Source organism: Methylacidiphilum sp. Yel (assembly GCF_004421185.1).
In the GTDB taxonomy this organism is placed as follows: domain Bacteria; phylum Verrucomicrobiota; class Verrucomicrobiia; order Methylacidiphilales; family Methylacidiphilaceae; genus Methylacidiphilum.
Map to the genome: position 1 here is coordinate 890 of NZ_LXQB01000081.1, position 612 is coordinate 1501.

1 pseudogene is annotated in these 612 nt (G+C 39.7%); it reads right to left on the bottom strand.

Annotated elements, in window-relative coordinates:
• Positions 1-580 (bottom strand): annotated as a pseudogene (locus A7Q09_RS11080) (tRNA 2-thiouridine(34) synthase MnmA); the annotation flags it as partial.
• Between the last annotated feature and the right edge of the window lie 32 nt (positions 581-612).

Genomic DNA, 612 nt, shown 5'->3' on the forward strand with positions numbered 1-612 from the left:
GACCCGCTTCTTTTGCAATAGCCCTTACTTCTTTCTTTTCGAGATGGCCTAGTGGAGTAAGTATTCTAGAAAGCTGAAAAGGAGAAAGAGAAAAAAGAAAATAAGATTGGTCCCTTGTTTTGTCCTTTGCTTTTTTTAACCTTGGAGAAATAGCGTCCTGATGCTCCACAACCGCATAATGACCTGTGGCAATGTATTCTGCCCCCCAAGCCCTGACTTTAGACCAGAGCCTCCCAAATTTTACTTTCTCGTTACACTTCACACAAGGATTAGGGGTCCTTCCCTGTCTATATTCCTCTAAAAAATAATGAATAACCTCTTTTTCGAAAAAATCCGCCTCATCAATTGTATAATGAGGAATGCCAATTTGAGCGGCCAAGTTTCTAGCATCATTGATTGCTTCAGGTCCACAACATTTCTCTAATGAACGGCTCATACAGGAATCTGTCCATACCTTGAGAGTGATTCCTATTACATCGAATCCTTCTTTTTTTAAAAGCAAAGCAGCCACAGTAGAATCAACCCCTCCGCTCATACCAACGACAATTCGACAGCGCTTCTTTGGAAAAAGAATATTCATGAGTCCAATTAAAAAAATAAAATTTTTCTTCC